This window comes from Marinobacter pelagius (genome assembly GCF_003315345.1).
GTDB classification, from domain to species: Bacteria; Pseudomonadota; Gammaproteobacteria; order Pseudomonadales; family Oleiphilaceae; genus Marinobacter; species Marinobacter pelagius_A.
In genome coordinates, this window is record NZ_QNRO01000007.1 from 144912 (window position 1) to 152000 (window position 7089).

A 7089-nucleotide genomic window follows, 5' to 3' on the forward strand; every position below is an offset into this window, starting at 1 on the left:
ATTCAGAACCACAACCCGATCTCCGGATCGGGTTGTTTTCGTTCCGCAATCAAACCGTGGGACTCAAGGGTTTTGATCAGTCTCTGCGTGTCCTCCACGTTTAGAAATCCGCCGAGGGGTACGCGATGATCGCGGTGGCTCAGGAATAATTTGGCTGGCGCGAATGGATGCACGGGCTCGTTCAGCTGTAAGCGGGTGTAGGGGCGTGGCAGGCTCCACTGGGCATTTCTCTGTTTTCGACCCTTTTCCAGCAGGATATTGTCTCCCTCCATGGTCAGGACTTCCTTGCGCTGGCAATCGCGGGAAGTGATGTAGATACCGGCAGCTACCGCAATCAGCTCCAGGCCGGCAAACGGCAGGATGACCCAGGCGCCTGCGAGCGCCCAGCCGATTCCGATGATTGCCGAGAGCACAACCAGTCCGATCCAGATCCGGACATTGTCTTTCCAGCTCAATGAACGGTTGGGGGTCAGTAACAACCGGGTGCCGCCGGGATGATCCAGTTTTTCAACCATGCCTGATGCCTCGCCATTTCACTCAGGAAATTACGCTGGCTGTTTATTTATTGATCATAGTCAAGAATGGTCAGGATGGAGAAATTGTCTTCACGGGTTGCAGTCTGCGGGCTCTGCCGCCTGGAAAAGCTGATTCGCCGATTCCATACGGGCGCTCAGATCGGCAATGCGGGTGTCATGGTTGGGATGGGTCGAGAGAAACTCCAGGGGCTGCTCGCCCGAGGCCCGGGCCATATTGCGCCAGAGTTCCACGCTCTGCTGTGGATTGAAACCTGCCCGGGCCATGATGGCCAGCCCCATCAGATCCGCCTCGGATTCGTGGGCACGACTGAAGGGCAGGGTGATACCCAGTTGGGCGCCAATGCCCAAGGCATTCTGGAGCTGGTCTTCCGCGATTTCGCTTTCGGTGAACAGGCCGACGACAAACAGGGCGGCCTTGAGACCGAGTTCCTGGGTCAGTCGTTCATTACCGTGGTCGGCGAGCACGTGAGCCACTTCGTGGCCGATGACCGTGGCCAGTTGCGCCGGAGTCTCTGCCACCCGGAGCAGGCCGGTATGAACGCCGATCTTCCCGCCGGGCAGGGCGAAGGCATTCGGCGTGTCGTTACGGAAAACCACCACTTCCCAGCTTCTTGGCATGTCTACCGAGGGGAACTGGGCGGAAGCCGCCTGCACCAGTTCGTCGGCGATGCACTGCACCAGGCGATTGCCCCCAGGGTCTTCCAGGACCGGGTTCTGTTCTTTCATCTGGGCAAAGCTCTGTTGGCCGATGTCGGCCATCACGGCATCGGGCACGAGGGCAAGTTGGTTGCGGCCGGTCGGGGATTCCTGACAGCCGGTGAGCAGGAAAAGGGCGAGAAGGCCCAGGATCAGTGGTCTCAAGGTGTGTGTCCTGATAACAACAAAAACGGCGGCTAGGTTTTCAGGCAGTAACGCCGCTCCGGTCGTCCCACAGTACCATAGCTTACCTCGGCGCTCAGCTCTCCGGTACCGACCAGATATTCCAGGTAGCGTCGGGCGGTTGTTCGTGATGCGCCAATCCGGGCTCCCATTTCCTCCGCGCTCCAGTGCCCGCCGCCGGCGACAACGTCGCGGATTTTGTCCAGGGTAAGACCATCAATACCCTTGGGCAGACGTTCCTGATGCGGCTGGTCGGTGTCGTGAGTGCCCCGGGGTAGCAGGGCGTCCACCTCCCTCTGTGCCAGTTGGTTGAGGGCGGAAAGCTTCTCCAGATGCTTACGGTAACGGTTTACAGCCTCTTGCAGGCGTTCAAACACCAGGGGTTTGAGGATGTAATCGAAGACGCCTGCGCGCAGTGCGCTGCGAAGGGTTTCCACCTCCTTGGCTGCCGTGATCAGGATGACGTCGCAGCCGCTGTCCCGGGCCCGCAGTTCTCGCAGCAACTCGAGACCATTACCGTCCGGGAAATAGACGTCCAGCAATATGAGCTCCGGTTCCATGACATCCACAAGATCCCGGGCGTCGGCCAGGGTGTGGGCGATTCCACACAGCTCGACGTTGTCCAGGCGTTCAACGAAGCGCCGCTGGATCTCTGCGATCCTGTGGTCATCTTCAACAATCAGAAGCCGAATCGGTGTCAAAAGCGGTTTCTCTCTTCCTGTCGTTTGGGTAGATAGAGCGTGAACCGGCTGCCTCCTTCCTGCAGATTCTCGACCGTGACCGATCCTCCCCACCGGTTCAGAAACTGCTGGACGAGATGCAGGCCAATGCCATGCTCCTCGCCCTTGGTACTGACTCCGCGCTCGAAGATTCTGCGCTGGGCGTCTTCCGGCACACCGGGGCCCTGGTCCTCAACCTCGAAGATCAGCTCTGCGCCCAGATCGGTCATGGACAATCGAACCCGGCCACCACCCCCGACCTTCTGCCGGGTTGCCTCCAGGGCATTATCGATCAGGTTGCCCAGAACACTCACCAGTTGGTCCCGGGGCAGGGTATCCGGAATATCCACCATCTGGCTGTCTGGATCAATGTCCAGGTGCAGCCCCATTTCCCGCGCACGATTGTACTTGCCCAGCAGACAGCCGGCGATGACCGGATCGGGCACAGCCTCCAGCAACAGGTGTAACAGGGCCTGGTGGTCACTGACCTCGTTCCCGATAAGGTTCAGTGCCTCCTCATTGGCGCCGATCTGGATCAGGCCGGCGATGGTGTGCAGTTTGTTGGAATACTCGTGGGTCTGGCTGCGCAGGGTGTCCGCGTACTGCTGGATCCGGGTGAGCTGGCGGCTGACCTGGTCCAGTTCGTTCCGCAGCCGGAAACTGGCCACGACGCCGATGATTTCATCGCCCTGGCGCACCGGCAAACGGTTGACCACCATCTGCCGGCCACGCAACCAGATTTCCCGGTCGAAGTCCGGCTTGCCCGATTCCAGGACAGACATCAGGGCACTTTCGGGAAGTATGTCCAGGATGGGCTTGCCTGCCAGGGGCTCATCGTCGGGAAGGTTGAGGGTCTCGTAGGCCGCCCGGTTTACCGTGGTGATAATGCCGTTCCGGTTGACTGCAATGATGCCCTCACGTACCGATTGCAGAGTGGCTTCCCGTTCCCGGAAAAGGCCCGCTATTTCCTCCGGCTCCAGCCCGAATATTGCCCGCTTGAAGCGGCCGGCAATAACGATGGCGGAGATAACCGTGACCAGAAGCATCAAGCCAACCACGCCGTAAAGTACGAAGTTGTAGCGGCTAATGGTTGCCTCCACCTGTCCAAGGCTGTAGCCCACGGACACGATCCCTATGATGTCGCCGGTTGCAGGATCAATGACGGGAGCCTTACCCCGCATGGACTCGCCGAGGCTGCCCTTGGCCCTGGCGACATAGGCTTTGCCTTCAATCAACGCTTTGCGGCCATAGTCACCGTCATCGTCGCCCATGGAAAAACCGATTCGGTCAGGGTCCGGATGGGCGAGCCGGATCGCCTCATGGTCCCCGATAACGATGAACAGGGCTTCGTTGGTGTCGGCCAGGTGCCGGGCGAGGCGGTTGAGCTCCGGAATATCCCGGGATCTGACACCCGTGATGACCGTGGGTGAGGCGGCTACGGTCTTGGAGACCATCAGGGCACGTTGGCCGATTTCCTCATACAGGGACTCACTGAGGTAGTAGCCGGCGAAGCCGCCGATTAGAATGGTCTGCAGCGCGCCGAGCAACCCCAGGGTGAGGATCATTCGGGTTTTCAGCTTGGTTTTTTGCAACACGGGCCAGGAATTTAGTTGTTTTCGTTCGTTTTCAGGGTACTGGATCGCCAAGGCACATGCCCGTGATTTTTATGCACAAAATGGGCTTTACGCTTTTAAAAGGCTTTACGTTCACAAGCTTCAGTGTATCGGGTTTTACCTATTAACCTGCGTTCAATCACTCCTCTGGTACTCCAATGCCAGGGACCCGGCCAACACGGGCCTGCCTCAGGAGTGGTGACAAAAACAAGTTGATGAGGTGACAACCATGTTTATCAAGCGAACTCTGTCTTTTGTGGCGGCGGCAGCCGTCTCCATGTCAGCCCTGGCGTGGGAACCTTCCGGAAAAGTCGAATGCCTGGCACCGGCCGATCCCGGCGGCGGTTGGGATTTTACCTGCCGTAGCGTGGGTAACGTGCTGCAGGAGCTGGGCATGGTGGATGGCTCCGTGCAGACCGTGAATATGGCGGGCGCCGGTGGTGGCGTGGCCTTCGCCCACACCGTGAGCAAACGCTCCGAGGATAATAATCTGCTGGTCGCCGCGTCTACCGCGACCACCACACGTCTGGCCCAGAAGCAGTTCCCCGGCATGAATGCCGATATGGTGACCTGGGTGGGCGCCCTGGGTGCTGATTACGGCATCATCGCCGTGGGCAAGGACTCCGAGTACAAGGATCTGAACGACCTGATGGATGCCGTCAGCGAGGATCCCCGGTCCGTCAAGTTTGCCGGTGGCAGTGCCCGGGGTGGCTGGGATCACCTGAAAGTGCTGATTACCGCCAAAGCCGCAGGCGCTGACGATTTGCCCCGCATTCCCTACCTGTCCTACAACAACGGTGGTGAGGCCATGACCCAGGTGGTCGGCGGCCAGGTCGACGCCTTCACCGGCGACATCTCCGAGGCCACGGGCTTCATGGAATCCGGCGATCTGCGGGTTCTTGCAGTGCTGGCCGAGGAACGCCTGCCCGGCAAGTTCGGTGATATTCCGACCGCCCGGGAGCAGGGGATCGATTCCGTGGGTCCGAACTGGCGTGGCTTCTACATGCCCAAGGGTGCTGATGAGGCGGCCAAGGAGTACTGGATCAATGCCATCGACAAGCTGTACGCCAGCGAGGAATGGAAAAAAGTGATGAAGAGCAATGGCCTGATTCCGTTCCATCCGCCCGCGGACAAGTTTGATGAATTTGTCAGCAAGCAGGTCCAGGACATCGAACAGCTGTCCCGTGAAATCGGACTGCTGAAATGACCAGCTTTGGTGATCGCATTCTCGGCCTGGGCCTTCTGGTCCTCGCCGTTGCCTATGGCTGGGCCGCCCAACAGTGGCCCGAGCCATTCGGCGGCGCCGAGGGCGTGGGCCCGGAAACCTTCCCCACCATCCTGTCGGTCGTATTGGTGGCGGGAAGCCTGTACCTGATGATCAAGCCGGACCCCGATGCCCAGTGGCCGGTGGGCAAATCCGCCCTGGAGCTGGTGATTGCCCTGGTGGTGCTGGTGGTTTACACCCTGCTGCTGGAGCCCCTCGGCTTTGTGATTTCCACCACTCTGGCGGTGGGGACCCTTAGCTGGCGAATGGGCGGTTCTCTACTGCGGGCCTTTCTGACCGGCCTGATCAGTGCTGTGGTGGTGTTCGTGCTGTTCAACTACGGTCTGTCCCTGAGCCTGCCCGGCGGTCTGCTGGAGGTGCACTGATGGAGACGCTTGGCTTTCTGATGGACGGGTTTGCGGTTGCGCTGACCCCCTACAACCTGATGTTTGCGCTGTTTGGCGCCTTCGTGGGTACCCTCATTGGCTGCCTGCCGGGCCTTGGCCCGGCCAACGGTGTGGCTATCCTGATCCCCCTGGCCTTTACCCTGGGCCTGCCCCCTGAAACGGCGATGATCCTGCTGACGGCGGTCTATGCCGGCGCCATGTACGGTGGACGGATCTCGTCCATCCTGCTGAATATTCCGGGTGATGAACCGGCCATGATGACCTGCCTGGACGGCTATCCCATGGCCCAGAAGGGCCGGGCGGCGGACGCCCTGGCGATTTCGGCCATAGCGTCTTTCACCGGAGGTCTGATCGGCACCATTGGCCTGATCATGCTGGCGCCGATTCTGGCGAGGTTTGCCCTCACGTTCGGTCCGGCGGAGTACTTTGCCCTGTTCATGCTGGCGTTCGCCACCCTCGGTGGTATTACCGGCAAGAACCCCATGAAAACGGTGATTGCGGCGACTCTGGGTATCATGGTGTCCACCGTCGGCATTGATATCTCCACCGGCACCCAGCGCTACACCTTTGGCATTCTGGAGCTGTACGAGGGTATCGACTTCATCCTTGCTATTGTCGGCCTGTTTGCGATTTCCGAGCTGCTGTTCTTTGTGGAAGCGCGTATTGGTGGCGGGCGCAAGAAGATGAGCGTCGGCAAGATCACCCTGAGCTTCAAGGAACTGATCAGTACCATCCCGACCCAGTTCCGCGGAGGAATTCTGGGCTTTATCGCCGGTGTTCTGCCGGGCGCCGGAGCATCTCTGGGCAGCTTTATCAGCTACACGCTGGAGAAGCAGGCGCTGGGCAAGAAGGGAACCTTCGGTGACGGCGATATCCGGGGTGTGGCCGCTCCGGAGGCTGGCAATAACGGGGCCTCGTCCGGCGCTCTGGTGCCCATGCTGACCCTGGGTGTGCCGGGCAGTGGAACCACCGCGGTGCTGCTGGCGATGCTGATCTCCCTGAATATCACGCCGGGCCCGTTGATGTTCACCCAGAACGCCGACATTGTCTGGGGCGTCATTGCCGCCCTGCTGATCGGCAACGTGCTGCTGCTGGTGCTCAACATTCCGCTCGTGGGTTTCTTTGTGAAGCTGCTGTCGGTGCCTCCCATGTATCTGTTGCCCATCGTGACCATGGTGGCGTTCGTGGGGGTTTACTCGATCAGCCACAGCACGTTTGATCTGTACTTCATGGTGGCCTTCGGTGTTGCCGGCTACTTCCTGCGCAAGTTGGAAATTCCGCTGGTACCGATCATCCTCGGATTGCTGCTGGGACCGGAGATGGAGAAGAACCTGGGGCATGCCCTGGTACTGTCGGACGGGAACTGGAGCATATTGTGGTCCAGCCCGCTGGCCATCGGGCTTTGGCTGGTAGCCGGCCTGGGACTGTTGCTGCCGGTGGTGGTTGGTCCGATTCTCCGTCGCCGCATGCACGCGGCCATGAAGGAAAGCCCGGTCAGTGACTGACGTTGTTTGAATTGCTCCCACCTGACGATCTGTTGTCAGTCTTTGCACCGGGCCAGGCCCGGTGCTTTTTTAGGGTATACGGATTTAATGGTTGATGGGGCACCTTCACCCCATCAATCTGATACCACCCTCAGATGGTTGATAGATCGACTCCGTAGTTGAGTTC

Annotated in this window: 7 protein-coding genes; 3 read left to right on the top strand and 4 right to left on the bottom strand. The window is 59.7% G+C overall.

The annotated features are described in order from the left end of the window. Nucleotides 1-2 precede the first annotated feature (2 nt). The 4 genes from DET50_RS08820 to DET50_RS08835 form a co-directional block, all read right to left on the bottom strand. Nucleotides 3-515 (bottom strand): DUF2244 domain-containing protein, encoded by a 513-nt coding sequence (locus DET50_RS08820; protein WP_113862493.1) that lies wholly within the window; start codon nt 513-515, stop codon nt 3-5. A 90-nt stretch (nt 516-605) separates the two neighbouring features. Beyond that, nucleotides 606-1397, bottom strand: coding sequence for a M48 family metallopeptidase (locus DET50_RS08825; RefSeq protein WP_113862494.1), 792 nt, complete (start codon nt 1395-1397; stop codon nt 606-608). Nucleotides 1398-1429: 32 nt separating this feature from the next. Beyond that, nucleotides 1430-2116 carry a response regulator gene (locus tag DET50_RS08830; RefSeq protein ID WP_113862495.1) on the bottom strand — a complete coding sequence of 229 codons (687 nt, stop codon included), beginning with the start codon at nt 2114-2116 and terminating at the stop codon, nt 1430-1432. After that, nucleotides 2113-3699, bottom strand: coding sequence for an ATP-binding protein (locus DET50_RS08835; RefSeq protein ID WP_113862506.1), 1587 nt, complete (start codon nt 3697-3699; stop codon nt 2113-2115). The genes DET50_RS08830 and DET50_RS08835 overlap by 4 nt, the downstream gene beginning before the upstream one ends. Nucleotides 3700-3976: 277 nt before the next feature. Between DET50_RS08835 and DET50_RS08840 the strand changes: the two genes are divergently transcribed. Genes DET50_RS08840 through DET50_RS08850 form a run of 3 tightly spaced genes read left to right on the top strand, consistent with a single transcriptional unit; the run spans nt 3977 to nt 6923 of the window. Further along, a complete protein-coding gene (locus DET50_RS08840) occupies nt 3977-4954 on the top strand; it encodes a Bug family tripartite tricarboxylate transporter substrate binding protein (RefSeq protein ID WP_113862496.1) in 978 nt (325 codons plus the stop codon). Then, complete coding sequence (locus DET50_RS08845; RefSeq protein WP_113862497.1) at nt 4951-5397, top strand: tripartite tricarboxylate transporter TctB family protein; 447 nt, start codon at nt 4951-4953, stop codon at nt 5395-5397. Before DET50_RS08840 ends, DET50_RS08845 begins: the two co-directional genes overlap by 4 nt. Further along, on the top strand, nt 5397-6923 hold the full coding sequence (locus tag DET50_RS08850; protein ID WP_113862498.1) for a tripartite tricarboxylate transporter permease: 1527 nt from the start codon (nt 5397-5399) through the stop codon (nt 6921-6923). Before DET50_RS08845 ends, DET50_RS08850 begins: the two co-directional genes overlap by 1 nt. The last annotated feature ends 166 nt before the right edge of the window (nt 6924-7089 follow it).